28 protein-coding genes are annotated in these 22,743 nt (G+C 63.3%); 13 read left to right on the top strand and 15 right to left on the bottom strand.

Features of this window, described 5'->3' with window-relative positions; genetic code table 11:
• Window positions 1-91 precede the first annotated feature (91 nt).
• The 3 genes from AC1DXM_RS07280 to AC1DXM_RS07290 form a co-directional block, all read right to left on the bottom strand.
• Window positions 92-541, bottom strand: a complete 450-nt coding sequence (locus tag AC1DXM_RS07280; protein WP_181060619.1) for an SRPBCC family protein — start codon at window positions 539-541, stop codon at window positions 92-94.
• Between the two features lie 2 nt (window positions 542-543).
• Window positions 544-858, bottom strand: a complete 315-nt coding sequence (locus AC1DXM_RS07285; RefSeq protein ID WP_477232436.1) for an ArsR/SmtB family transcription factor — start codon at window positions 856-858, stop codon at window positions 544-546.
• 85 nt (window positions 859-943) lie between these two features.
• Window positions 944-1,369: a GNAT family N-acetyltransferase gene (locus tag AC1DXM_RS07290; protein ID WP_477232437.1), complete on the bottom strand. Its 426-nt coding sequence runs from the start codon at window positions 1,367-1,369 to the stop codon at window positions 944-946.
• Between the two features lie 153 nt (window positions 1,370-1,522).
• Between AC1DXM_RS07290 and leuD the strand changes: the two genes are divergently transcribed.
• The 6 genes from leuD (at window position 1,523) to AC1DXM_RS07320 (ending at window position 5,861) form a co-directional block, all read left to right on the top strand.
• Window positions 1,523-2,128 carry a 3-isopropylmalate dehydratase small subunit gene (gene leuD, locus AC1DXM_RS07295; protein WP_112560146.1) on the top strand — a complete coding sequence of 202 codons (606 nt, stop codon included), beginning with the start codon at window positions 1,523-1,525 and terminating at the stop codon, window positions 2,126-2,128.
• Between the two features lie 63 nt (window positions 2,129-2,191).
• Window positions 2,192-3,118, top strand: a complete 927-nt coding sequence (locus tag AC1DXM_RS07300; RefSeq protein ID WP_477232438.1) for a hypothetical protein — start codon at window positions 2,192-2,194, stop codon at window positions 3,116-3,118.
• Window positions 3,119-3,445: 327 nt separating this feature from the next.
• Entirely contained in the window at window positions 3,446-3,829 is a 384-nt protein-coding gene (locus AC1DXM_RS07305) for a RidA family protein (protein WP_477232439.1), read from the top strand.
• 13 nt (window positions 3,830-3,842) lie between these two features.
• Entirely contained in the window at window positions 3,843-4,193 is a 351-nt protein-coding gene (locus AC1DXM_RS07310; RefSeq protein ID WP_477232440.1) for a VOC family protein, read from the top strand.
• An 80-nt stretch (window positions 4,194-4,273) separates the two neighbouring features.
• A complete protein-coding gene (leuB, locus tag AC1DXM_RS07315) occupies window positions 4,274-5,377 on the top strand; it encodes a 3-isopropylmalate dehydrogenase (RefSeq protein WP_477232441.1) in 1,104 nt (367 codons plus the stop codon).
• 4 nt (window positions 5,378-5,381) lie between these two features.
• Window positions 5,382-5,861, top strand: a complete 480-nt coding sequence (locus tag AC1DXM_RS07320) for an N-acetyltransferase family protein (protein ID WP_477232442.1) — start codon at window positions 5,382-5,384, stop codon at window positions 5,859-5,861.
• On the opposite strand, the gene AC1DXM_RS07325 is transcribed toward AC1DXM_RS07320, so the two are convergent.
• Both AC1DXM_RS07325 and AC1DXM_RS07330 read right to left on the bottom strand, forming a co-directional pair.
• Window positions 5,858-6,571 carry a DUF805 domain-containing protein gene (locus AC1DXM_RS07325; RefSeq protein WP_477232443.1) on the bottom strand — a complete coding sequence of 238 codons (714 nt, stop codon included), beginning with the start codon at window positions 6,569-6,571 and terminating at the stop codon, window positions 5,858-5,860. The two genes, AC1DXM_RS07320 and AC1DXM_RS07325, sit on opposite strands and share 4 nt — an antisense overlap.
• A gap of 270 nt (window positions 6,572-6,841) precedes the next feature.
• On the bottom strand, window positions 6,842-8,683 hold the full coding sequence (locus AC1DXM_RS07330; protein ID WP_477232444.1) for a DEAD/DEAH box helicase: 1,842 nt from the start codon (window positions 8,681-8,683) through the stop codon (window positions 6,842-6,844).
• A gap of 340 nt (window positions 8,684-9,023) precedes the next feature.
• Here AC1DXM_RS07330 and AC1DXM_RS07335 point away from each other — a divergent pair, with 340 nt between their 5' ends.
• The 3 genes from AC1DXM_RS07335 (at window position 9,024) to AC1DXM_RS07345 (ending at window position 10,935) form a co-directional block, all read left to right on the top strand.
• Window positions 9,024-9,149, top strand: a complete 126-nt coding sequence (locus tag AC1DXM_RS07335) for a hypothetical protein (RefSeq protein WP_280951246.1) — start codon at window positions 9,024-9,026, stop codon at window positions 9,147-9,149.
• A gap of 106 nt (window positions 9,150-9,255) precedes the next feature.
• Window positions 9,256-10,290: an aspartate-semialdehyde dehydrogenase gene (locus tag AC1DXM_RS07340; protein ID WP_192251342.1), complete on the top strand. Its 1,035-nt coding sequence runs from the start codon at window positions 9,256-9,258 to the stop codon at window positions 10,288-10,290.
• 192 nt (window positions 10,291-10,482) lie between these two features.
• The gene (locus AC1DXM_RS07345; protein ID WP_477232445.1) at window positions 10,483-10,935 is read left to right on the top strand and encodes an N-acetyltransferase family protein; all 453 of its coding nucleotides are present in this window, start codon (window positions 10,483-10,485) and stop codon (window positions 10,933-10,935) included.
• A gap of 4 nt (window positions 10,936-10,939) precedes the next feature.
• On the opposite strand, the gene AC1DXM_RS07350 is transcribed toward AC1DXM_RS07345, so the two are convergent.
• Window positions 10,940-11,341: an ACT domain-containing protein gene (locus AC1DXM_RS07350; protein WP_477232446.1), complete on the bottom strand. Its 402-nt coding sequence runs from the start codon at window positions 11,339-11,341 to the stop codon at window positions 10,940-10,942.
• 254 nt (window positions 11,342-11,595) lie between these two features.
• On the opposite strand from AC1DXM_RS07350, the gene AC1DXM_RS07355 reads away from it, so the two are divergent.
• The 3 genes from AC1DXM_RS07355 to AC1DXM_RS07365 all read left to right on the top strand — a co-directional run bounded on the left by AC1DXM_RS07355 (window position 11,596) and on the right by AC1DXM_RS07365 (window position 12,936).
• Window positions 11,596-12,006, top strand: coding sequence for a DoxX family protein (locus tag AC1DXM_RS07355; protein ID WP_477232447.1), 411 nt, complete (start codon window positions 11,596-11,598; stop codon window positions 12,004-12,006).
• A gap of 17 nt (window positions 12,007-12,023) precedes the next feature.
• Entirely contained in the window at window positions 12,024-12,551 is a 528-nt protein-coding gene (locus tag AC1DXM_RS07360; protein WP_477232448.1) for an SRPBCC family protein, read from the top strand.
• 121 nt (window positions 12,552-12,672) lie between these two features.
• Window positions 12,673-12,936: a glycine zipper domain-containing protein gene (locus AC1DXM_RS07365; RefSeq protein ID WP_352586425.1), complete on the top strand. Its 264-nt coding sequence runs from the start codon at window positions 12,673-12,675 to the stop codon at window positions 12,934-12,936.
• 64 nt (window positions 12,937-13,000) lie between these two features.
• On the opposite strand, the gene rpsP is transcribed toward AC1DXM_RS07365, so the two are convergent.
• From rpsP to AC1DXM_RS07390, 5 genes are all read right to left on the bottom strand, one after another.
• Window positions 13,001-13,402 (bottom strand): 30S ribosomal protein S16, encoded by a 402-nt coding sequence (gene rpsP / locus AC1DXM_RS07370; RefSeq protein ID WP_112560130.1) that lies wholly within the window; start codon window positions 13,400-13,402, stop codon window positions 13,001-13,003.
• 49 nt (window positions 13,403-13,451) lie between these two features.
• On the bottom strand, window positions 13,452-13,778 hold the full coding sequence (locus tag AC1DXM_RS07375) for a chorismate mutase (protein ID WP_112560129.1): 327 nt from the start codon (window positions 13,776-13,778) through the stop codon (window positions 13,452-13,454).
• 7 nt (window positions 13,779-13,785) lie between these two features.
• Window positions 13,786-15,381 (bottom strand): signal recognition particle protein, encoded by a 1,596-nt coding sequence (gene ffh, locus AC1DXM_RS07380; protein ID WP_477232449.1) that lies wholly within the window; start codon window positions 15,379-15,381, stop codon window positions 13,786-13,788.
• A 307-nt stretch (window positions 15,382-15,688) separates the two neighbouring features.
• Window positions 15,689-16,648 (bottom strand): lysostaphin resistance A-like protein, encoded by a 960-nt coding sequence (locus AC1DXM_RS07385; RefSeq protein ID WP_477232450.1) that lies wholly within the window; start codon window positions 16,646-16,648, stop codon window positions 15,689-15,691.
• A 242-nt stretch (window positions 16,649-16,890) separates the two neighbouring features.
• Entirely contained in the window at window positions 16,891-17,295 is a 405-nt protein-coding gene (locus tag AC1DXM_RS07390) for a hypothetical protein (protein WP_477232451.1), read from the bottom strand.
• Window positions 17,296-17,540: 245 nt separating this feature from the next.
• Here AC1DXM_RS07390 and AC1DXM_RS07395 point away from each other — a divergent pair, with 245 nt between their 5' ends.
• Window positions 17,541-17,912, top strand: a complete 372-nt coding sequence (locus tag AC1DXM_RS07395) for a hypothetical protein (RefSeq protein ID WP_477232452.1) — start codon at window positions 17,541-17,543, stop codon at window positions 17,910-17,912.
• An 88-nt stretch (window positions 17,913-18,000) separates the two neighbouring features.
• Here AC1DXM_RS07395 and AC1DXM_RS07400 read toward each other — a convergent pair whose 3' ends face one another.
• The 4 genes from AC1DXM_RS07400 to AC1DXM_RS07415 form a co-directional block, all read right to left on the bottom strand.
• A complete protein-coding gene (locus AC1DXM_RS07400; protein WP_477232453.1) occupies window positions 18,001-19,221 on the bottom strand; it encodes a GGDEF domain-containing protein in 1,221 nt (406 codons plus the stop codon).
• Between the two features lie 166 nt (window positions 19,222-19,387).
• Complete coding sequence (locus tag AC1DXM_RS07405; protein ID WP_477232454.1) at window positions 19,388-20,584, bottom strand: GGDEF domain-containing protein; 1,197 nt, start codon at window positions 20,582-20,584, stop codon at window positions 19,388-19,390.
• A gap of 162 nt (window positions 20,585-20,746) precedes the next feature.
• Window positions 20,747-22,156: a 3-isopropylmalate dehydratase large subunit gene (gene leuC / locus AC1DXM_RS07410; protein WP_477232455.1), complete on the bottom strand. Its 1,410-nt coding sequence runs from the start codon at window positions 22,154-22,156 to the stop codon at window positions 20,747-20,749.
• Between the two features lie 71 nt (window positions 22,157-22,227).
• A complete protein-coding gene (locus AC1DXM_RS07415; protein ID WP_436262241.1) occupies window positions 22,228-22,497 on the bottom strand; it encodes a hypothetical protein in 270 nt (89 codons plus the stop codon).
• Between the last annotated feature and the right edge of the window lie 246 nt (window positions 22,498-22,743).

Below are 22,743 nucleotides of genomic sequence, written 5' to 3' on the forward strand. Positions count from 1 at the left end.
CTATCTCTTTGTGTTTTCGCAATTCCGGACGGAAAACCGCTCACACTTTTCCTGGAATTGCTCTAAGCGATTGTTTCGTTATCGAAACGAGTTAAGCTGCCTTTGATGCCGGGCGCGACAGGCCCTTGCCGGTTTCGAGCAGGCTCTTCAGGCTCGACAGCACCAGCGGCCAGCCATTGCCGACATGTTCCAGAAGACGGTGCGGACCGTCGGCAGCATGGGTGACGGCGAGCTTCATCATGTCGCCTTCCTGTTCGATGACGAAGGTGCAATGCGTGTAGCCATCGGCCTTCACGTCCGGCATGAACTCATTGCGCCATTTGATGACCAGGCGCCTTGGCGGATCGACATCGACAATCTCGCCGCTGTCGGTGACGCGGCCGTCGGGATAGACCATCTTCCATGCCGAGCCTTTCTTCCAGTCGCTCTGCATCTGGGCGCCGAGGAAATATTGCAGGTGGAATTCCGGTTCGGTCAGCGCCTCCCAGAGCTTCTCGGGCGTGGTGCGGATATAGGTCACGTAGACGAAGGCATTGCTCATGGCTATTCCCTTTCAAGGCGCTTCTTCAAGTCGCTGAGGGCGGTCAGCCGTCCTCGTTCGAATTTGCCGATCCAGCGTTCGGCGATTTCGTTGATGGGAACGGGGTTCAGGTAGTGCTCCTTTTCACGTCCGTTGCGGACGGTGGTGATGAGGTTCGCCTCTTCCAGGATCGCCAGGTGCTTGGTCACAGCCTGCCGTGTCATATCCGTCCGCTCGCACAGCGCGTTCAGTGTCTGCCCATTCCTGGCGTGGAGACTGTCCAGCAATTGCCGGCGTGTCGGGTCGGCGAGGGCGCGAAAGACGGCATCCATGCTCATGGCCTTAATATGCAACCATTTGGTTGCATGTCAAGCCGCAAACATCGCGAACCGTCGGCGACTGGGTGTGGCCACAGGAGCAAAATCAGCGTTTGCGCGAGAACCAGAAGGCATCGGCCATGCGCTCCATGCCGATGCGCTCGTAGAAGCCGACGGCGTCGGGCATCGAGATCAGGCTGATGGCGACCGATGGCCCAAGCTGCCGGCGGGCCTCGTCCATAAGACCCTTGCCGATGCCAAGCCCTTGCGCCGATTGGGATACGGCGAGCTCGGAAATGTAGCACACCCAGGAAAAATCGGTGATGCCTCTGATAACGCCAACCAGCGGCCGGCCTTCGATGTCGAGGCGCGCGGTCAGCACCAGGTTCGCGCCGGAAAGCATCGCCTGCAGCCGGGCTTCGTCGTCGACGGGACGCGTGTCGCCGAGTGTGGATTCGACCAGCACGCGGCGGAACTCGGCGACGTCGAGTTCCGGCTCGCTGGCATAGATTATCTTCGATTGTGTGGTCATGGGCGCAAGGTGCACTAGCGGCGGCCGGTTTTGAAGTTGGTGCCGCGCCGATCTTTCGATCCAGGCACGCACGAACAGTTGCCTTTTATTTGCCTCCGGCTTTGTGTAAACGGTGCGTCAGCAATCTCCCGCAACGAAATACGGGCAAAAGCCATGGACAAATTCACCAAGCTCACCGGCGTCGCCGCACCGATGCCGATCGTCAATGTCGACACCGACATGATCATCCCCAAGGATTATCTCAAGACGATCAAGCGCACCGGGCTCGGCAGCGGGCTGTTCGCCGAAATGCGCTACAAGGATGACGGCTCGGAAAACCCGGATTTCGTGCTCAACAAGCCGGCCTACCGCAAGGCGCAGATCCTGGTCGCCGGCGATAATTTCGGCTGCGGCTCGAGCCGTGAACACGCGCCGTGGGCGCTGCTCGATTTCGGCATACGCTGCGTCATCTCGACCTCCTTCGCCGACATTTTCTACAACAACTGCTTCAAGAACGGCATTTTGCCGATCACCGTCAGCCCGGAAGATCTGGAGAAGCTGATGGACGATGCCTCGCGCGGCTCCAATGCGACGGTGTCGGTCGACCTCGAGGCCAAGGAAATCCGCGGTCCGGATGGCGGCGTGGTCAAATTCGATCTTGACGACTTCAAGCGCCACTGCCTGCTGAACGGCCTCGACGATATCGGCCTGACCATGGAAAAGGCCGGCGCCATCGCCTCGTTCGAGAAGAAGAACGCCGCCGAGCGCCCCTGGGCCTGAGCAGTATGATTTAACCCGACCGTCAAAGGCCGGGTTCGTGGCGGCTGAACGGAGGGGACAGTCATGACACGTTCGCTTCTTGCCGGCGCCTGCGCGCTGGCGTGGATGCTGATGCCGGTGGCTGGCGCGCATGCACAGACCGACAAGGTGCTGGTGCCGGCTGAAGATCCGTCCAGCGGGGCCGATCCGGGCGCTTCGAGCAATGCGGCCCTGGCCGACGATGACAGCCAGGGGCCGATCCCGTTCGAGGGTGGGCAGCTGACCATCACCCAGCCGGAGCAGGATGGCGAGAAGGTGCTGGCCTATGACGGCAAGCAGCTGGCCAGCAATTACGACGTGTTCTTCGACAAGGTGGTCAAGGTCGGCGGCGTCAACGTGGCTCTGGTCAATGTCGGCGATGGCGGCAACCAGTGCGGCCCGGCCACGGTCATCGTCTGGAAGCCGGAAGGCGGGGAGATCCAGAGCCTTACGGTCGAGCAGGACGAATGCGGCGCGCCGCCGGCGGCGGTGGCCGACAATGCCATCTATTTCGTGCCCTATCTGTTGCCGGGCGCTTCGCAGCAGGCGCTGCAATGGTCGCCCAGCGAAGGGCTGACCATTTCAGGCGACCTGACATATGCGCCCGAGCCCGGCACCGACTGGAAAGATGTCGATCCGTCCAAGTACCAGAACATCATCGACGCCTTCCACAACGAGGCCGTCTACAAGGCGGCGAAGACACTGCTTGGCGACACCATGCCCGACATGGCGACCAGCCTGCTGGTCGGCGGCGGCACCGAAAAGACAGCGTCCGGCGCCTTTTACGCTGCAGGCTGTGTGCCGCATGATTGCGGCGGCAGCGACGGTTTCATGGCCGTCGATCCGGTCAAGCACACGCTCTACTTCGCCCGCCGCGGCGATGATGGTGAGCCGCAGGCGTGGCCGGGCGTGAAGACCTGGCCTGCGGATATCAAGAAAGCGATGGACGACGCGCAAGGGTCAGCGAACTAGGGCACGACCGTCGCGGCTTCGTCATCCACGGGCGGAGCGACGCGTAGCGGAGCGCAGACCCGAGGATCCATGCCGTGACCGTTACCATAGAGTGCAACGGTGCAGAATTCTTCACCGTGGCAACGCACTGACGTCCCGGCATGGATCCTATGGTCTGCGCCGCGTCGCTTTGCTCCTTGCTTCGCCATAGGATGACGAAGCCGCGAAGGATTCGGCCAATCTCCGAGGTTTGTGCTTGCCTTCATTGACAACAGCTCGCTTGCCTTGGCCCACGACCGGTCCAGCATCCCTCTGCTAGACGGGCGCCTACGATCACCAGGAATCCCCATGCGCCACCTCATCTCCACCGGTTCGCCCTTCGAAAAGACCGCCGGCTATTCGCGCGCGGTGGTGCAGGGCGACTGGTGCTTTGTCTCGGGAACCACCGGCTACGACTATGCGACCATGACGATGCCGGAGACGGTCGAGGCGCAGACGCGCAATTGCCTGGCGACCATCGCCAAGGCGCTTCGGGACGGCGGCTTCGACATGGCCGATGTGGTGCGGGCGCATTATTACATCACCGACCAGGCCTTCGTGGATGTCGTCTTCCCGATCCTTGGCGAGGCCTTTGGCGACATCCGCCCGGCGGCGACGATGATCGTATGCCAGCTCAACAAGCCCGAAATGAAGATCGAGATCGAGGTCACGGCGCTGCGGCGCACGGCGTGAGGAGGCCAAAGCCATGACGGTCCGGCGCATCGTCGCCAATATCGGGACACAGGACACGGCGGCGGCGAAGCGCTTCTACCAGGACGTGCTTGGCCTCGATGTGCTGATGGATCAAGGCTGGATCGTCACCTGCGGTTCGGACGAACGGATGCAGGTGCAGATCAGCTTCATGTCCCAAGGCGGCTCGGGCACGCCGGTGCCGGATCTGTCGATCGAGGTCGACGATGTCGATGCGGCGCTGCAAGGCATGAAGGCCGCCGGCTTCGCCATCGAATACGGTCCGGCCGACGAGCCCTGGGGCGTGCGGCGGTTCTATGTGCGCGATCCGTTCGGCAGATTGGTGAATATTCTCTCGCATCGGTGATTGCGCTTCCAGGCTTGCATGAGCGCCGCTTGGCGTTTAGCAAGGCCGCGGTTTCTCCAAACAGTATCGGGACGGTTCTGATGGCCTCGAAAAATCTTCTCCTGCTTGCCGGCGACGGTATCGGTCCCGAGGCGATGGCCGAGGTGAAGAAACTGATCGCGGCCATGAACGCCAAGCTGGGCAGCGGTTTTGTCACCGATGAAGGCCTGGTCGGCGGCTGCGCCTACGATGCGCATGGCGTGGCGATTTCCGATGCCGACATGGCAAAGGCGATGGCGGCCGATGCCGTGCTGTTCGGCGCTGTCGGCGGACCGAAATGGGACAAGGTGCCTTACGAGGTGCGCCCCGAGGCCGGGCTGCTGCGGTTGCGCAAGGACATGGAGCTGTTCGCCAATCTGCGCCCGGCGATCTGCTATCCGGCGCTCGCCGCATCGTCCTCGCTCAAGCAGGAGGTGGTCGAAGGCCTCGATATCTTGATCGTGCGTGAGCTCACCGGCGGCGTCTATTTCGGCGAGCCGAAGCAGATCATCGATCTCGGCAACGGTCAGAAACGCGGCATCGACACCCAGGTCTACGACACGTTCGAGATCGAGCGCATTTCCGGCGTCGCTTTCGAGCTCGCGCGAACCCGCCGCAACCATGTGACATCCATGGAAAAGCGCAACGTGATGAAATCCGGCGTGCTGTGGAACGAGGTCGTCACCCAGACCCACAAGGCAAGATATGCCGACGTCAAGCTCGACCACATGCTGGCCGATGCCGGCGGCATGCAGCTGGTGCGCTGGCCAAAACAATTCGACGTCATCGTCACCGACAATCTGTTCGGCGACATGCTGTCCGACATTGCCGCCATGCTGACGGGCTCGATCGGCATGCTGCCGTCGGCCTCGCTCGGCGCGCCTGACGTGAAGACCAAGAAGCGCAAGGCGCTGTACGAGCCGGTGCATGGCTCGGCGCCCGATATTGCCGGCCAGGGCATCGCCAATCCGATCGCCATGATCGCGTCCTTCGCCATGTGCCTGCGCTATTCCTTCGGCATGGTTGCCGAGGCCGACAAGCTCGAAGGCGCAATCGCCGCGGTGCTCGACGATGGGCTGCGCACCAAGGACATCCTGTCCGAAGGCATGACCGAGGTCGGTACGGTCGAGATGGGCAATGCCATTATCGCCAAGTTCCTTGGCTGATCCTGTGGCGGTCGACGTCCGCTGGGCGACGACCGACGATGCCGAAGCGCTTGCCACCGTACTTTGCGAGATGGCGACGCACTACCGGCAGGCGCCGCTCGATCATGGCCGGGCTACAGCCACGGCACGAAAATGGCTCGGCGATGAAAGCCCGGCCTATCCGCATTTCGCGCTGGCCTTCGCCGACGGCAAGGTTGCGGGCCTCGCCTCGGTGGCGATCGCGCATCCCGGCATCGATCTCGAACGACTGATGTTCCTGAAAGACCTGTTCGTGCGCGAGGATGCCCGCAACGCCGGTGCCGGCCGGGCGCTGCTCGGCTTTCTCGCCAGCCATTGCCTGAGGGAAGGCATCGGCCGCATCGATCTCACCACCGAGGACTGGAACGAAGGCTCGCTGCGTTTCTACGACCGGCTCGGCGCCGAACGGCACGGGCAGAAGGTGTTTCTCCGGCTGTCGGGCGAGGCGCTGAAACGAATTCGCTAAAGCCGGACGCCCTGCGGCACAGGCCCCCACTGGTTTTCGTGGTTCTGAGTGGGGATCAGCCCGAACACGATGATGGCCAGGGTGCCGAAGGTCGGCACGAGAATCAGCAGGACCAGCCAGCCGGTCAGGCCGATATCGTGCAGGCGGCGGACAATGAGGCCGAGCCAGGGCAGGACCGTCGCCAGTACAAACAGCCCCCAGAGCCCAATCGTCACGATCGGCCCGTTGCCGTCGTTGAGATTGCCGATCGTCTGGTCGGCGAGGGCGCCGACAAGGCCGACCAGGATGAAGCTGACGGTCCAGAACAGGCAGTAGGCCCAGAATTCCTTGCGGCGGGCGCGCTCGGCGAAGTTGATGTAGTTGCGCGTCACGCCTCGCCAGAAATAACCCGGCAGTCCGCTATCGTGGACCGCGCCGTCTTCGGCCAAGCGGCCGAAATGCTGCGGCTGCGGCGCGGCCGAAGCGGCGGCGGATTTGGGCGGCGCGGCGCTTGCAGCGGGAGCAGCGGTGGCCGGACCGGCGGCCTGGGCGCGGATCGAGAAAACGTCGCGCGCCTGGCCGCTTGCCGGCAGGAACTCGACCACGGCCCCCGTGGCGATCACCGTATCGCGGCGCAGATCCTCGCGCGCGAAGGTGTAGCGGTTGCCGTCGGCCCCGGTGATGAAACCGAAGCCCTGGGCCTCGTCATAGTGAAGAACTTCGCCCTGCATCCGCCTCACCCCCGTGTTTGCACAGACTGTTCAAAGTTGCGAAGGATCGCAAGAGGTGTGGCGAAAGCATCCGACGTCGAATTCCTTCACACCCTCTGTCCTGCCGGACATCTCCCCGCAAGGGGGGAGATTAGACGTCGCGAATGCCTTCACCAATTTTCCAACGGTGAGGAGAAGGCGCTAAGGCGGAAGCCGCCGATCTCCCTCCTTGCGGGGGAGATGGCCGGCAGGCCAGAGGGGGGTGCTGTCCCTCCAGCGGTTCCAAGATTCCTATTCCGGCCGTTTCTTCGGCTTCTTGTTCTTGGGCGGTCCGGCCTTGTCGGATTTCGGCTTTCCGGCCCACGGCTTCGCATCACCGGGCGGGCGTTCCCGCTTCTCGAATTTCGGCTTGTGCGCACTTTGCGGCGCCTCGAACGGGCGCTTGCCGCGATGCGGCTTCTTGTCGGGCTTGGGCGCCTGGTAGCCGGCGCGCGAGAGATCGGGCGTGCCGTCCAGGCGCTTCACCACGATGTTGCCCTGCAGTTTCTTGTCGGGCCCTATGGCGGCGAGGAAGCGGTCGGCCCAGTCGGCCGCAATCTGCACGAAGGTTTCCTCCTGCTGCATCTTGATGGCGCCGATCTCGCGCTTGGAGATGTTGCCGGTGCGGCACAGCATCGGGATCAGCCAGCGCGGCTCGGCGTTCTGCCGGCGTCCGATCGACAGCGAGAACCAGACGCTGTCGCCGAAATCGTCGCGCCGGCTGGGTGCCTCGTCCCGACGCTCGAATTTTTCGCCCGCCGGTTTGTCACGCGACGGCGTGAACGGCGAGACCTCCATGAGATCTTCGGGCGCCGAGCGGCTGGCGCGGCATTGGCGCACGAAGGCGGCCGCCACCTGTTCGGCGCCATGCTTGGCCAGAAGCGCGTCGATGAAGCCGCGCTCGTCATCGGCCACCGGTTCGTCGAAGGCCGGATCGGCAAGGATGCGCTCGTCGTCGCGCTTGATCACGTCGTCGGCCGAGGGCGGGCTCGCCCATGTCGCCTTGAGGCCGGCATTCTGCAGCAGCCGCTCAGTGCGCTTGCGGGCGCCGTTGGGCACGATCAGTGCGCTGACGCCCTTACGCCCGGCGCGGCCGGTGCGGCCGCTGCGATGCAGCAGCGTTTCTGGATTGGTCGGCAGATCGGCATGAATGACCAGTTCAAGATTGGGCAGGTCGATGCCGCGCGCGGCGACATCCGTGGCGATGCAGACCTTGGCGCGGCCGTCGCGCATCGCCTGCAGCGCGTGGGTGCGTTCGTTCTGGCTGAGCTCGCCCGACAGCGCCACGACCGAAAAATTGCGGTTGTTGAAGCGTGCCGTCAGATGGTTGACGGCGGCACGGGTGTTGCAGAACACCAGCGCGTTCTTCGCCTCGTAGAAGCGCAGCACGTTGATGATGGCGTTCTCGCGGTCGGGGAAGGCGACATTCAGCGCCCGGTATTCGATGTCGAGATGCTGCTTTTCCTCGCCGCCGGCCGAGATGCGCACGGCATCGCGCTGATAGCCTTGCGCCAGCGTGGCGATCGAGCGCGGCACGGTGGCCGAAAACATCAGCGTGCGGCGCTGGGCCGGTGCGGCGTCGAGGATGAATTCAAGATCCTCGCGAAAGCCGAGATCGAGCATCTCGTCGGCCTCGTCCAGCACCACGGCTCTGAGCGCCGACATGTCGAGCGAGTTTCGGGTGATGTGGTCGCGCAACCGGCCGGGCGTGCCGACGACGATATGGGCGCCGCGCTCCAGCACACGCCGTTCGGAGCGCATGTCCATGCCGCCGACACAGGAAGCGACGGTGGCGCCGGTTGGCGCGTAGAGCCATTGCAATTCGCGCATCACCTGCAAGGCAAGTTCCCGCGTCGGCGCCACGGCCAATGCCAAAGGCCGGCCGGCCTGGCCAAAGCGCTCGGCGCCTTCCAGCAATGTCGGCGCCAAAGCCAGGCCGAAGGCGACGGTCTTGCCGGAGCCGGTCTGCGCCGACACCAGAGCGTCGGCCTCGCCGAGCTCCAGCACCGCCTTCTGCACCGGCGTCAGCTCGACATAGCCACGTTTTTCCAGCGCCTCTGCCAGCGCAGGAACGATACCTTCGAAATTGGACATGTTACTCTTTCGGAATTCGGCCGCCTACGGGCGGCAACGCCGGCTCATGCACACGCCAGCCCAAGCATTTCTCGGGCGTTCCTACTTCCTGCGGCCGCCATTGTACAGAGCGAGCGGCGCCGCCTTCCCTTCTCCCCTTGTGGGAGAAGGTGTCGCCGCAGGCGACGGATGAGGGGTGTTCCAGCTTGGCAAGGACCGCGATCCTTCCAACACCCCTCATCCGTCTCGGCGCTTTCGCGCCGATCCACCTTCCCCCACAAGGGGGGAAGGAGAGTAGCGCTGCGCAATTGACTCCTGACGCAAACCGCGTAAAAGCCGGCATCGAACGGGATCATTTTCGATGCGCGGCCTTCTGATGGCGCTTCTTGCATTCGACTTCCCCGGCCACAATCATCTGGCCGGGCGCGTTCGCGCGTCTTACCGTTCAACCAAAACCATGGCCAAAACCACCACCAAAACGGTGTGATTCCCTTGGCCTAACCACCCTCTCCCGGGTCCGGCCCGGGGGACGGAACCCGCATTGGCCGGCGGGTTTTCTCCAAAAACCAGGCGGAGAGGGACAGGAGATCTTTATGAGTTTCAAGGTTGCAGTAGTCGGCGCCACGGGCAATGTGGGCCGCGAAATGCTCAACATACTGGAAGAGCGCGGCTTTCCGGTAAGCGAAGTGGTGGCACTGGCCTCGCGGCGCAGCCAAGGCACCGAAGTGTCGTTCGGCGACCGTACGCTGAAGGTCAAGACGCTCGACCAGTATGATTTTTCAGACACCGACATCTGCATCATGTCGGCCGGCGGCAATGTCTCCAAGGAATGGTCGCCCAAGATCGGCAAGCAGGGCTGCGTCGTGATCGATAATTCGTCGGCCTTCCGCTACGACCAGGACGTGCCGTTGATCGTGCCGGAAGTGAACCCGGACGCGATCTCGCTGTTTTCGCGCAAGAACATCATCGCCAACCCGAACTGCTCGACGGCACAGCTGGTCGTGGCGCTGAAGCCGCTGCACGACTTCGCCACCATCAAGCGCGTCGTTGTCGCCACCTACCAGTCGGTGTCAGGCGCCGGCAAGGAAGGCATGGACGAGCTGTTCACGCAGACGCGCGCGGTGTTCGTCGCCGACCAGGTCGACGTCAAGAAGTTCACCAAGCGCATCGCCTTCAACGTCATTCCGCATATCGACGTCTTCCTCGACGACGGTTTCACCAAGGAAGAGTGGAAGATGGTCGCCGAGACCAAGAAGATGCTCGACCCCAAGATCAAGCTGACGGCGACCTGCGTGCGCGTGCCGGTGTTCATCGGTCATTCGGAAGCGGTCAACATCGAGTTCGAAAAGCCTATCACCGCTGACGAAGCGCGTGATATCCTGCGCGAGGCGCCGGGCTGCCAGGTCTTGGACAAGCGCGAGGATGGCGGCTACATCACGCCGCTCGAATCGGCCGGCGAGGACGCCACCTTTATCTCGCGCATCCGTGAGGATTCGACCATCGACAATGGCCTGTCGATGTGGATCGTCGCCGACAATCTGCGCAAGGGCGCGGCGCTCAATGCGGTGCAGATCGCCGAACTGCTGGTCGAGCGCGGCCTGATCCAGCCGAAGAAGAAGGCGGCCTGACGGCTGGTTTGTTTTCGCTCACGGGCCGTATCGCCGCTGCCGCGGCGGGCCCTCCGCGGAGGCGCCGGAAAGCCGGCGGCCCGCAGTCGCGGGCTCGGCCTTCGGCCGGAAGCACCCCTTCTCCCCGTTTACGGGGAGAAGGTCCCGGCAGGGGGATGAGGGGCAGCACTGGCCTGTGTTGAGAAACGTCTTTTGAACGATCCCACCAAAGTCTACCTGCGCCCCGCCATAAATTCGGACGCCGCTGCCATCGCCAAGCTCATGCGGGCAGCGCTCGGCTCGTTCGACTGGATGCCGGTCATCCACACGCCAGCCGAGGACCTTGCCTTCATCCGCGACATCGTGCTGCCCCGGCAGCAGGTGACGGTCGCCGAGGCAGGCTGCAACGTTGTGGGTTTCATTGCCGTCAGCGGCGATTGGGTGGAGCAGCTTTATCTCGACCCGGACTGGACGGGCCAAGGCATCGGCAGCCGGCTGTTGACGCAAGCGACCGCCGCGCTGCCCGTGGTGAAGCTACACTGCTTCCAGTCCAACACCGGCGCCCGGCGCTTCTACGAGCGTCACGGCTTTCGCGCCGAGGCATTCGGCGACGGCACGACCAACGAAGAAGGCCTGCCGGATATTTTTTACGTGCGCCGAGCCTGATAGCTCAGCCGGCACTGTTCCTGGCCAATTGACGTAACAACTCCATCGCTTCGTCGGTCCGGTCGGCAGGCACAAACAGATGGTCGTGATAAAAGGCCGAGACCGGATTGACGCCCATGCCGGCTTTGGTCAGCCGGGTGGTGATGGCGGCGAGAAAGCCGACCGCTTCCAGCGACGAATGGATGCTCAGCGTGATCATGCGGCAGCGGAAGGCGGCTTGCAGGCCGTCGGCCTCGTCTTCGCGCAGGATCAACGTCGTGCCTTCCTTCTCGCGAAAGATCATCAGCGGATTGAGCGTGTCGGGAACCGGTGCATCGGGCGGCAAGGTGACGAACACATAAACGCCTGGCAGCAATTGCGGCGTCATCGTCGCCAGCAGCTTTTTTAGATCGGTCTCGCCGGTCATTTCGTCTCGTCTTTCGCCTGACAGCATCAATAGCCGTGACTGGTGAACGCCGATAGTCCGCTCACGCCTCGACCTAGATGACTGCGCCCTTGGCGATTGATCCTCTGGTCAAGCCCGTTGATGACGAAGGCGCTATGGCTCGCCCAAGCTGTGTTCGATCCAAAAAGAATCCGGACCCTGTAGGATCGCGACCCTATCGCTCGTCCTTGGTCCGAAGCCAGCAAACGGCTCAAATCACCAAGGAGGGAACACCCGTGAGTATTTCTCAAACCACGCCTGTCTCGTCGGGCGCCCTGTGGACCGGCCGCGTGCTCAGCGGTCTCATCATCCTGTTCATGATCTTCGATGGCGTCATCAAGCTGCCGCCGCTCGATGTCGTCACCCAGACCATGGTGCCGCTCGGCTGGCCGGCCGATGTCAATGTCGCGCGCCTGCTCGGCGTCATCGGCCTGATCTCGACGGCGCTCTATGCGCTGCCGCGCACTTCGGTGCTCGGCGCCATTCTGCTCACCGGCTATCTCGGCGGCGCCATTGCCACCAATATGCGCGTCGGCAGCCCGCTGTTCTCGCACACGCTGTTCGGCGTCTATCTCGGCATCATCCTGTGGGGCGGCCTGTATCTGCGCGACCCAAGGGTGCGCGCCCTGATCCCGTTCAGCGAATAAGCGCAAAGGAGAAAAAGATGTTCAGCACCATCCTCATCATCCTGGTCGTCATCATCGCCGCCGTCCTCGTCTATGCCGCGACACGGCCGAATGATTTCGTCACCAGTCGCACGACCAGCATCAAGGCCGCGCCGGAAGCGATCTTTCCGCTGATCAACGATTTCAAGCGCTGGCCCGAATGGTCGCCCTATGAAAAGCTCGACCCGGGGATGAAGCGCACGCTGTCCGGCGCTGATGCCGGCAAGGGCGCCGCCTATGCCTGGGAAGGCAATGCCAAGGCCGGCAAGGGGCGCATGGAGATCGTCAATTCCGTGCCATCCTCGCTGGTGTCGCTGAAGCTCGACTTCGAGAAGCCGTTCCGGGCCAACAACAGCGTCGACTTCACGCTGAAGCCGACCGGTGACGCCACCAGCGTCACCTGGGCGATGCGCGGCAGCCGGCCCTTCATTGCCAAGCTGATGGGCCTGTTCATGAATTTCGATACATTGATCGGCAAGGATTTCGAGGTCGGCCTCGCCAATCTGAAAAGGGCGACCGAGAAATAGGACGAGCCGCACCGGCCGGGATGGGCCGGAACGCATCGTTCCCTCCAATGGATCAATTCACCGTGTCATGCGTTGTCGAGCCAAGGCGCGTGGAGGCGCTTCCCGTTGGAGAGGAACGACAATGAAGAAAATTCTTACTATTCTGGTCTTGGCAACGGCGCTCGGCGCCTGTTCGCAAACGGAAAAAGGCGCGGCTGTCGGCGGTCTGGGCGGAGCGGCCATAGGCGCTGCGGTCGCAAATGATCCCGTGGAAGGGGCCGTCGTTGGTGGCGCGGTTGGCGCCGTCGCAGGAGCACTGATCGGCCGGGCCAACGAACCGGACCGTTGCCGCTATCGGGACCGCTATGGGCGTGTCTATATCGCCCGCTGCCCGGATGGCTATTGAGCGGACGTCAACGAAAAACGGCGGGCCTAGGCCCGCCGTTTTCTTAAAGCGATGAAGCGAACGCTTACTCGGCGGTGGCGGCTTCCGCCTCGGCCGGGGCCGCTGCAGCCGCGGCGACGGCTGCAGCTGCGTCTTCCTGGGCCTTCTTCAGCAGAGCGGCGCGTTCCTGCGCTTTCTTGCCCGGCTCAGCCTTCTTCGGGTTGGAGCGGGCTTCGCGCTTGAGCAAGCCGGCCTCGTCGAGGAAGCGCAGAACGCGGTCGGTCGGCTGGGCGCCGTGCGACAGCCAGTGCTTGACGCGGTCGGCGTCGACCTTGACGCGCTCGCCGTCCTTCGGCAGCAGCGGGTTCCACGAGCCGATCGACTCGATGAACCGGCCATCGCGCGGCGAACGGGCGTCGGCGATGACGACGTGGTAGTAAGGACGCTTCTTCGAGCCCGCGCGGGCCAGTCTGATCTTCAGTGCCATTTCATTTCTCCTAAAAGCTCTGATTTCATTGACAGGGTTTGGCTAATGATTAGCCGGCTTTGCTTGCGCCGTTGGACGCGGCGATCTGCTCGTGATGGCGGATCACTTCGCGGACGACGAAGTTGAGGAATTTTTCCGCGAAATCGGGGTCGAGATGAGCATCTTTCGCCAACTGGCGAAGGCGGGTGATCTGCTGCTGCTCGCGCGCCGGGTCGGCCGGCGGCAGGCCATGCTCGGCCTTCAGAACGCCGACCGCCTTGGTGCAGCGGAAGCGCTCGGCCAGCATGTGGATGAGGGCGGCATCGATGTTGTCGATCGAAGCGCGATAGCCGGCCAAGATGATGCGGGCGTCGGCCATGTCCTTTTCTTCGTTCATAGCGTCCTCACTTCTTCTTGCCGAGGCCGGGCAGTCCGCCGCCGCCGAGGCCGGGAAGCCCCGGAAGTTTCATGCCACCAGGCAGGCCGGGCAGGCCACCGCCGCCGGGAAGACCACTGGGCAGGCCCTTCATGCCGCCAAGGCCGGCGGCCTGCGCCTGCTTCTGCAGGGCTTCGAGCTGCTTGGGGTCCATCTTGGAGAGGTCCGGCATGCCGCCACCCATGCCCCCAGGCATCATGCCGCCGAGGCCCATCTTGGAGGCCAGGCCGCCCATCATGCCGCGCATCAGGCCGCCGCCTTTGCCCTTGCCGCCCATCGCCTTCATCATGTCGGCCATGCCGCGATGCATCTTCAAGAGCTTGTTGATTTCGGCGGCGTCGGTGCCGGAGCCGGCGGCAATGCGCTTCTTGCGCGAGTGTTTCAAAATATCGGGATTGGCGCGCTCGGCCTTGGTCATCGAGGAAATGATGGCGAGTTGGCGGCCGAACATCTTGTCGTCGAGGCCGGCGGCGGCCATCTGGTCCTTCATCTTGCCCATGCCGGGCATCATGCCCATGATGCCGCCCATGCCGCCCATTTTCGACATTTGCTGAAGCTGGCCGGCAAGATCGTTCAAATCGAACTTGCCCGACTGCATCTTCTTGGCCATCGCCGCCGCCTGCTCGGCGTCGATGTTTTCGGCTGCTTTTTCGACCAGGCTGACAATGTCGCCCATGCCGAGGATGCGGTCGGCGATGCGCTTGGGATGGAATTCCTCCAGCCCGTCCATCTTTTCGCCGGTGCCGATCAGCTTGATCGGCTTGCCGGTTACGGCGCGCATCGAAAGTGCTGCACCGCCGCGGCCGTCGCCGTCCATGCGGGTCAGCACCAGGCCGGTGATGCCGACGCGCTCGTCGAAGCTCTTGGCCAGGTTGACGGCGTCCTGGCCGGTAAGCGAGTCGGCGACCAGCAGGATCTCGTGCGGGCTCGACACCTTCTTGATGTCGGCCATCTCGACCATCAGCGGCTCGTCAATGTGGGTACGGCCGGCGGTGTCGAGGATGACGACGTCATGGCCGCCGAGCTTGGCCGCCTGCACGGCGCGCTTGGCGATGTCGACCGGGTTCTGGCCTGATATGACCGGCAGCGTCGCCACCTTGACCTGCTCGCCGAGCTGGCGGAGCTGCTCTTGCGCAGCGGGACGCCGCGTGTCGAGCGAGGCCATCAGGACTTTCTTGTTCTGGCGCTCGGTCAGCCGCTTGGCGATCTTGGCCGAGGTCGTCGTCTTGCCGGAGCCCTGCAGGCCGACCATCATGATGACGACGGGGGCCGGCGCATTGAGGTCGACGGCGACGCCTTCGGCGCCCAGCATGTCGACCAGCTCGTCATGGACGATCTTGACGACCATCTGTCCGGGCTTGATCGACTTGACGACCGCGGCGCCGACAGCCTTCTCGCGCACCTTGTCGGTGAAAGAGCGCACCACTTCCAGCGCCACGTCAGCCTCAAGCAGCGCACGGCGCACCTCGCGCAGAGCCGCCGAGACATCCGCCTCCGACAGCGCGCCGCGGCCGGTCAGGCCGTTCAGGATGGAGCCAAGGCGCTCCTGAAGTGATTCAAACATCTGTCATCCTTCGATCTCGGTTCGGGGTTCGATCCGAGAGGTAATGCGTTCGCGCCAAGTGTCCAAACAAAAGAGCTTGTCCAAACAAAGCCCGGGCAAGCGCAAAGCCAAAAAGCACCCGGGGGCGCTCAGCGCTGCCGGGTGTTGGCCTCCAGGATCTGTTTACAGCACCCACCTCAAAGAGGTTTTGGCGTCCTGGTCGGCTTGCTCGGAGGGATACTCGTCGCGGAATTCGGGGCTGTAGACAGGAAATCGACCGAAGAGTCAAGACTTGGGCGGCTTGCCGGGTCTCTGCGCCGATCCTGGCTCAGTTCACCCTGGCTGCATCCCGAAGGTCTGTCGTGACCTTCAGCGGCGAGCGTGGGTGCAGGAGCAGCAGGATCGTCAGCAAGGTGCAGACGATGCCGATCGCGGCGATGATGACCGCATCCGTCGTCGTCCAGTCGGGGCCTTCCAGCGGCTTGGCGTTGAACAGGGCGAAGGAATTGTAGCTCTGCTGGTGCGAGATTAGCAGGAAACCGGTGAGGTTGTTGCCGAGATGGGCGCCGAAGGCGGCGCCGAGATTGCCGGTGACATAGACCACCAGCGTCAACAGCAGAGCGAAGGCGGCGATCGAGGCCAGCACGCAAGCGTTGATGGCGAGGCTCGAATCCGGGCTCCAATGCAAGGAGGTGAAGAGCAAGGCGGGCAGCAGTGCCCAGACGTACGGGCTCTCGAAGCGCTTCGCCAGGCCGCGCAGCAGATAGCCGCGAAACAGCATCTCCTCCGACGAAGTCTGCAGCAGGGTCAACGCCACGATCGGAATCAGGAACAGCAGCCATGTCGACAGGCTGATCGCGCCGCGCGCGATTTCGGGCTGCAGGCAATAGAGCAGAACTTCGGAGAGCGCCGAGGTGATCAGCACCGCGATCAGGCCCTTGATGAAGCCCGGCCAGGAGACGCGACGGCTGGGGCCAAGAAGCGCGGTCAGCGGCTCGCCATGGACGAAACGCATGGCGAGCCACAGGCCGAGCCAGATACCGGCAAACGAGGTGAGCGCGGTGAGTATCCCGATGGGCGAGGCCAGAAAGCCCTGTAGCGGCCCGCGCGGATCGCCCGGCAATACATGCCAGATGATGGCGAGATAGGTGCCGCCAAGCACCACCACCAAAGTGATCGCCACCCAGAACAGGACGACGATGGCCGTTCCGATTATCAGGCGCGGCAGGTTGGTCCTTTCGGTGGCCGTGTTGCGATAGCGCTCGAAGGCGGCTGGATCTGATATCACGCGAATTCCTCTACCGAACGCATCGGGTCGCATGATCTAGGGGATCGGCGTCTTGCGCGCAATTGCTCCCGCATTCCTGCGGGCAGGACGATATACGAAACGTTTATGGGACCGGCGACAGCTGCTATTGCCAACGCGATCACAGTCGTTGCTGGGTTTTCCTATGTTGTGCGTGAGCACTGGCAGCGCAGGAGACTGCCGTTCGCACGCCGCCTCACCTGAAATATGCGAGCTATCCGGCGTCAGCGCTTGCAGGTCACGGGCGTCTTCCCACCCTTCATCACCAGCGCCTCGCGTCCGTCGATCACGATTGCGTCATGGGCCGCGCCATACCGGCTGTTCTGGTTGGCGGGGGAGGCCGGCAGATCCTCGGCAGTGCCGTCGGGGCTGAGCACGTGCAGCGATGTGCCGAGATTGTCGATGGTGATCCTGCCGCCGCCGGCGCAATTGTAGGTCGCGGTGCGGGGTTGCGGCGCGGCCGCTTCGACAGCGATGGGGGCGGCAGTCACAGGTGCGCCGGGGGCCATCGAGACGGCGGGAGCGGCAGCGCTTGCGGCCTTCGGCGCGTTGTTTTGCGGCACGCAGGCAGCTGTGCTCAGCAAGGCAACAAGCGCAAGCGTTATCCGATAGGCCCGGTGTAACGCCATATGGTTGTCCTCCGCCCGGCAAACTAGCCGCGATGCTGCGCCAGGATCAAGCTCACCGGGCGTCGTTCCAATTTCCGGTCGATGGTGCGGTCAAGCATGGCCGAAAGATGGCCGGCGACTTTTCCATCCCGTCGGATATTAACCATGTTTGACAAGAGATCGCCGTCGGATGCCCCTGCCCTCTTAACAAAGGTTAATAAAAGGTTAATTTCGGATTCGAACGGGTCCAAAGCAGAGAGGACACCATGCTTTCGAATTCTGGAAGAACGCGCCTTGCGGCGCTTGTACTGGCGACAGCCAGTCTCGGCTTCGCTGCCCCGGCAATGGCCTGGTCGCGTCATCATGACCGGGTCTATGCCGATTCCTTCGGCAATCTCGTCATCGACAGCGCCGCCGGCTACAAGCGCATCATCGTCGGCGAAGGCAAACAGGCCAAGAGATTGTCCGACTACACCAGCGCCGGCCAGCCGGAAGCAGAACCGGAAGTCCTTTATGAAGATGAGGCAGACCACGTCTCCAGACGTGGCTGCTATCAGCCGCCAGTGTTCGTGAAGGGCCGCTCCTATATGTACGGCCTCTCCGACGGCGAGATGCCCAACCTCAGCCCTTGCCGCTAGAGCATGATCCCGAAAAGTGGGCACCGGCTTTCGGAAAAAGATCATGCTCCAACAAAGAGCTAGATCGGTATGGCGATTCAACGAAACGTCATACTGATTTAGACCAATCGCTATGGTCGGCCTTTGTGGCCGGCTGCCGTACGATGGTTAGCCCGGTCGAGACGCGGACGCAGTTGCGGCCTGAGCCCTTGGCCTGATAGAGCGCATCGTCGGCGCGCCGCAGCAGGTCGGAGAAATATTCCCCCGCATGAAGTTCGGCGACGCCGAAGCTGGCGCTGCAGCGGTGGTCGGCCGGCAGGCCCTCGATCGGCAAAGCGCCGAAGGCGCTGCGCGTTCCCTCTGCAAATAGCCTGGCGGCGGCAAGGTTGGTGCCCGGCAGGATGATGGCGAACTCCTCACCGCCGATGCGGCCGGCGACATGATGGTCGGCAGCGGCATCGCGCAGGAATCCGGCGAAGGTCTCGATGACGCGGTCGCCGGATGCATGGCCGAAACTGTCGTTGATGCCCTTGAAATGATCGAGATCGGCAATGACCAGCGCCACCGGAACACCCTGACGCACGGCGTCGCGCAGCGCCAGCTTGGCATGGCGCTCGAAGCCGCCGCGGTTGAGCAGCTGCGAGAGCATGTCGGTTTCCGACCTTGACGTCGCCTCGGCCAGCACGTCGCGAACCAGCACGGCCAGTATCAGAAGTGCGAGCGCCAGCGCAAACACGGTACCCAGCGACTGCGACACCAAGGCGTAGCTGCTCTGCAGATAGGACTGCGGGTTGGCGCCCCAGCCGCCCAGAGCCCCGGCAATGAATGGCTTTGAGGCGAACTGCACCGCACTGGCCGCCAGAACGATCATCAAAATGGTGTCGAGCCACCCGCGCCTTTGCCTGGACGACCAGACGATAGCCAGCCCGGTGAATTGCATGGCGGCATAGGGAAGCTGGTAAGCCATCATCCGGGCAAGCGATTGCCGCGGCAGGTCCTGCACGAAATAGACAGCGACGGTGGCGAAGATCAGGAAGACCAGCATCGGCGCCCAAGGCGGCGTCACGCCGTATTTGCGGGCGAGCCCACCGTTGAAGGCGATGGTGGCGGCGAGGAAAACAGCAAAGGCGGCGACAACCGCGGGCCGCGCATTGGCGAAGGCCGGGATGCTGAACTCGATGATACAATAGACTATGCCCAGGACATAGCCGAACGCCAGCCAGCGCGCCGCCGGACGACCGACCCCATGAACAGCGATCGTCATGAAGGCCGCGGCCAGCAGGGCGGCAACGCACATGTTGATGACAAGAATGACGTCTGCGCTGCTCATGGCCTCTTTCGCGCTCGGGCCGACAGCAAATCATCGACGGGCGAAAAAGGCGTTAACGCCGCCCTTTCGAGCATGATCCCGAAAAGTGGCATCCGGTTTTCGGCTAAGATCATGCTCAAGCAAATAGATAGGGCAGTTCGCCGTTTCCGTGAAACGGCGAGGCGTTCTAGCTGGCGCTGCCGGAATCCGGCATGAACACCGTTTCGGCCCGCTCATAGGACAGCCGCACGCTGTCGCGGCCGTTCTTCTTGGCCTTGTAGAGCGCCTCGTCGGCGCGTCGCATCAGCGGCTCCAGCCCTTCGTCGCCGGTGCGTGCCGCGACACCGAAGCTCGCGGTCACCCTGGTTCCCGGCGGCAACCCGTCGACGCCGCCGGCCGAATAGTGCGTGCGCACGGCTTCGGCAAACAGCCGCGCCGTGGCAAGGTCGCTCAGCGACAAAAGCACGGCGAACTCCTCGCCGCCGATGCGCCCGGCAACGGCGCGCGCGCCGGCGGCGGCACGAAGCTTGGCCGCGAAGTCGGCGATCACCTGGTCGCCCGCGGCGTGTCCGTACCGGTCGTTGAGCGCCTTGAAGTGATCGAGATCGGCCAGCACCAGTGCGACCGGCACCTTGGCGGCGGCGCACTGTTGCAGCACCAGCAAGGCACGCTCCTCGAACCCCCTGCGATTGAGCAGGCCGGACAGCGGGTCGGTATGCGTCTCCGTCTTCAGCGCCTTCATAACGTCGAGTGCTGCGGCCGAGAACAGGGAGAGCGCGATCAGCAGCGACAGCAGTGCGTGCGTCAGCAGTGCCGTCGTCCAGTAAGACGAGCCGTAAAACCCGTCATAGCTGGTGAACGGCCCGTGCGAGATGACGACGAGCAGCGTCCGGCCGATGAAGTTCAACCCTGACAGCAGCGACAGCACGAACAGGATCTTTTCGGTCGGGCCATTGTCGCGCACGACGCGCAGCTCGGCGGCGACCAGCAGGCTGAGGCCGCCAAAGCCGAAATTGATGGACAGGATGCGCCAGGTGAGGTCCGGCTCCACGAACAGGTACCAGCAGAATGCGGCCAGCCCGCCGCCGGCCAGAATACCGATTGCGATATACGGCACACGCCTGCCGTAGCGCGCGATGATCGCGCCGACGAGGCAGCAGGCGGCAAAGGTGAAGCAGAGGTTGGAGGCGAGCTTGGTCAGCACCATGCCGACGGGCAGGGTAAAATACTGCAGCAGGAAGCCGGGCGCGGACAGGCAATAGCTTACGCCGAGCATCGCCAGATAGGGTCGGTGGCGCTGGTAGAACCACAGCACGAGGAACGCCGCGCCGAGCGCCAGCGCGATGGTCGGATTGAGCAGCGCAATGAACAGACCGGTGTCCAAAGGACGGTGACTTCCCCGCTTGACGTCAGGGAAGACCTTAGTGCGCAAGCCCCAACAAGCGGTTAAGCCAGAGCGAATATGCGGGCAGAGCGGATGAAAAAGGACCCCGGAACCGCGATGCGGTCCGGGGCCTGATATGGATTATGAACTGCGCGCCGGAAACTATTTCCAGTCGCGGATGTCGACGAAATGGCCGGCGATCGCCGCCGCCGCCGCCATTGCCGGCGACACCAGATGTGTGCGGCCCTTGAAGCCTTGCCGGCCCTCGAAATTGCGGTTCGAGGTCGAGGCGCAGCGCTCATGCGGCTTCAGCCGGTCGTCGTTCATGGCGAGGCACATCGAGCAGCCCGGCTCGCGCCAGTCGAAACCGGCGGCGATGAAGATCTTGTCCAGACCCTCGGCTTCCGCCTGTTCCTTGACCAGGCCGGAGCCCGGCACGATCATCGCATCGACATGCGCACTCACGGTCTTGCCTTCGACCACCTTGGCCACCGCGCGCAAATCCTCGATGCGGCCATTGGTGCAGGAGCCGATGAAGACGCGATCGAGCGTGATGTCGGTGATCTTGGTGCCGGGCGTCAGTCCCATATAGTCGAGCGCGCGGATCTTTGAGGTGCGCTTGTTTTCGTCCGTGATCTCTTCCGGATTGGGAACGACGCCCTGCACCGAAACCACGTCCTCGGGCGACGAGCCCCAGGAGACGATCGGCGGCAGCTTGGCCGCGTCGAGCACGACCACCTTGTCGAAATGCGCGCCCTCGTCGGACTGCAGTGTTTTCCAGTATTCGAGCGCGGCATCCCAGGCAGCGCCTTTCGGCGCGCGCGGCTTGTCCTTGACGTAGGCGAAGGTCGTCTCGTCGGCCGCGATCAGGCCGGCGCGGGCGCCGCCCTCGATCGACATGTTGCAGATCGTCATGCGGCCCTCCATCGACAGCGCGCGGATCGCCTCGCCGGCATATTCGATGACATAGCCGGTGCCGCCGGCGGTGCCGATCTCGCCGATGATGGCCAGGATGATGTCCTTGGCGGTGACGCCTTCCGGCAGCTGGCCGTCGACGCGCACCAGCATGTTCTTGGCCTTGCGTTGAATCAGCGTCTGCGTTGCCAGCACATGCTCGACTTCCGACGTGCCGATGCCATGCGCCAGCGCGCCGAAGGCGCCATGCGTGGAGGTGTGGCTGTCGCCGCAGACGATGGTCATGCCCGGCAGCGTAAAGCCCTGCTCCGGTCCAATGATGTGGACGATGCCCTGGCGGATATCGTTTTCGGAATAATACTCGACGCCGAAATCCTTGGCGTTCTTGGCCAAGGCCTCGACCTGGATGCGGCTTTCCTCGTTCTTGATGCCGAACTTGCGCTCGGGCGAGGTCGAGACGTTGTGGTCGACCACGGCCAGCGTCTTTTCCGGATGCCGGACTTTGCGGCCGCTCATGCGCAGGCCTTCGAAGGCCTGCGGGCTGGTCACCTCATGGACGAGGTGGCGGTCGATATAGAGCAGGCAGGTGCCGTCGTCCTGGCGGTCGACGACATGGTCGTCGAATATCTTGTCGTAGAGGGTGCGCGGTGCGCTCATGTGCGTAAATCCGTCGATTTGCAAAAAGGGAAGAGATGAGGCGCCGGATAACGGCCGGCGCGCCGGACGGCTCAGCTAAGTCGGCTGGTAAGCGCGCCCGAAACGCGCGCGGAGAAACGTGACGGCAGGCGTTTTCTGTCCTGCAGCACGAAACCCTTATAGGCCGGATCGCCAAAAAGCTCTTCCATGGCGTGGCTCATACCAATGTTTTGGCTTTTCGGCAATTGCGGAGAGCGGCGCGGCTTCCCCTTCCCCCCTTGTGGGGGAAGGTGGATCGGCGCGCAGCGCCGAGACGGATGAGGGGTGTTGGAAGGATCGCCGTCCTTGCCAAGCTGGAACACCCCTCATCCGTCTTGCCGCTTCGCGGCAATCCACCTTCTCCCACAGGGGGCCTGTTGCGTTATTAGGCTTTGGACGCCTGGAGGGACTGCAGGGGCGCAGCGAGGTGCTTTACGGCGCGGGTTTGCGGCCGGATAGGGTAGGAGTTGGCGTATTCGGTGGGTTCGGGGCGCAGTGCGACCCAGGATCAGGTGGCCAGCGTCACCCAGCGGCGCATGTTGAAGGCCATGGCCGCGATGAGGACCTGT

It is taken from the genome of Mesorhizobium sp. P3_A2, from assembly GCF_056403115.1.

Excerpts from the sequence above, each read along its gene's own strand:
- AC1DXM_RS07280 (WP_181060619.1), bottom strand. The coding sequence starts at position 541 with ATGAGCAATGCCTTCGTCTACGTGACCTATATCCGCACCACGCCCGAG.
- AC1DXM_RS07375 (WP_112560129.1), bottom strand. The coding sequence starts at position 13,778 with ATGAACGAAGAAAAGGACATGGCCGACGCCCGCATCATCTTGGCCGGC.
- AC1DXM_RS07340 (WP_192251342.1), top strand. The coding sequence starts at position 9,256 with ATGAGTTTCAAGGTTGCAGTAGTCGGCGCCACGGGCAATGTGGGCCGC.
- AC1DXM_RS07390 (WP_477232451.1), bottom strand. The coding sequence starts at position 17,295 with ATGGCGTTACACCGGGCCTATCGGATAACGCTTGCGCTTGTTGCCTTG.
- AC1DXM_RS07395 (WP_477232452.1), top strand. The coding sequence starts at position 17,541 with ATGCTTTCGAATTCTGGAAGAACGCGCCTTGCGGCGCTTGTACTGGCG.
- AC1DXM_RS07360 (WP_477232448.1), top strand. The coding sequence starts at position 12,024 with ATGTTCAGCACCATCCTCATCATCCTGGTCGTCATCATCGCCGCCGTC.
- AC1DXM_RS07285 (WP_477232436.1), bottom strand. The coding sequence starts at position 858 with ATGAGCATGGATGCCGTCTTTCGCGCCCTCGCCGACCCGACACGCCGG.
- AC1DXM_RS07335 (WP_280951246.1), top strand. The coding sequence starts at position 9,024 with ATGCGCGGCCTTCTGATGGCGCTTCTTGCATTCGACTTCCCCGGCCAC.
- AC1DXM_RS07330 (WP_477232444.1), bottom strand. The coding sequence starts at position 8,683 with ATGTCCAATTTCGAAGGTATCGTTCCTGCGCTGGCAGAGGCGCTGGAA.
- AC1DXM_RS07350 (WP_477232446.1), bottom strand. The coding sequence starts at position 11,341 with ATGACCGGCGAGACCGATCTAAAAAAGCTGCTGGCGACGATGACGCCG.
- leuB (WP_477232441.1), top strand. The coding sequence starts at position 4,274 with ATGGCCTCGAAAAATCTTCTCCTGCTTGCCGGCGACGGTATCGGTCCC.
- leuD (WP_112560146.1), top strand. The coding sequence starts at position 1,523 with ATGGACAAATTCACCAAGCTCACCGGCGTCGCCGCACCGATGCCGATC.
- AC1DXM_RS07290 (WP_477232437.1), bottom strand. The coding sequence starts at position 1,369 with ATGACCACACAATCGAAGATAATCTATGCCAGCGAGCCGGAACTCGAC.
- leuC (WP_477232455.1), bottom strand. The coding sequence starts at position 22,156 with ATGAGCGCACCGCGCACCCTCTACGACAAGATATTCGACGACCATGTC.
- AC1DXM_RS07300 (WP_477232438.1), top strand. The coding sequence starts at position 2,192 with ATGACACGTTCGCTTCTTGCCGGCGCCTGCGCGCTGGCGTGGATGCTG.
- AC1DXM_RS07400 (WP_477232453.1), bottom strand. The coding sequence starts at position 19,221 with ATGAGCAGCGCAGACGTCATTCTTGTCATCAACATGTGCGTTGCCGCC.
- rpsP (WP_112560130.1), bottom strand. The coding sequence starts at position 13,402 with ATGGCACTGAAGATCAGACTGGCCCGCGCGGGCTCGAAGAAGCGTCCT.
- AC1DXM_RS07325 (WP_477232443.1), bottom strand. The coding sequence starts at position 6,571 with ATGCAGGGCGAAGTTCTTCACTATGACGAGGCCCAGGGCTTCGGTTTC.
- AC1DXM_RS07365 (WP_352586425.1), top strand. The coding sequence starts at position 12,673 with ATGAAGAAAATTCTTACTATTCTGGTCTTGGCAACGGCGCTCGGCGCC.
- AC1DXM_RS07310 (WP_477232440.1), top strand. The coding sequence starts at position 3,843 with ATGACGGTCCGGCGCATCGTCGCCAATATCGGGACACAGGACACGGCG.
- AC1DXM_RS07305 (WP_477232439.1), top strand. The coding sequence starts at position 3,446 with ATGCGCCACCTCATCTCCACCGGTTCGCCCTTCGAAAAGACCGCCGGC.
- ffh (WP_477232449.1), bottom strand. The coding sequence starts at position 15,381 with ATGTTTGAATCACTTCAGGAGCGCCTTGGCTCCATCCTGAACGGCCTG.